The 289-nt window shown below is 31.1% G+C and carries 2 protein-coding genes; both read left to right on the forward strand.

Features of this window, described 5'->3' with window-relative positions; translation table 11 throughout:
• Window positions 1-187: amidase family protein (locus N3F66_15150; GenBank protein ID MCX8125482.1), on the forward strand; the 187-nt coding region annotated here is incomplete at its 5' end.
• A gap of 14 nt (window positions 188-201) precedes the next feature.
• Window positions 202-289: hypothetical protein (locus N3F66_15155; protein MCX8125483.1), on the forward strand; the 88-nt coding region annotated here is incomplete at its 3' end.

The following is a 289-nucleotide window of genomic DNA, read 5'->3' on the forward strand; positions in this document are numbered from 1 at the left end:
TATATATACCGTTAACATAAATCTTGCAGGTGTTCCTGCAATATCTATGCCATGTGGTTTTAGTAAATCAGGATTGCCTATAGGAATACAAATAATAGGAGGGCATTTTGAGGAAAAGAAGATATTGAATATTGCATATACATTGGAGCAGGCATTAAGTATAGATAATCTAATTAGAGAAATTTAGAAGGGAGGATTAAAATGAGTTTTGAAACTATAATAGGGTTAGAAATACACGTGGAACTTAACACAAAATCAAAGATATTTTGCAATTGTTCAACAGAGTTTG

The sequence above is a fragment of the Spirochaetota bacterium genome, from assembly GCA_026414805.1.
In the GTDB taxonomy this organism is placed as follows: domain Bacteria; phylum Spirochaetota; class UBA4802; order UBA4802; family UB4802; genus UBA4802.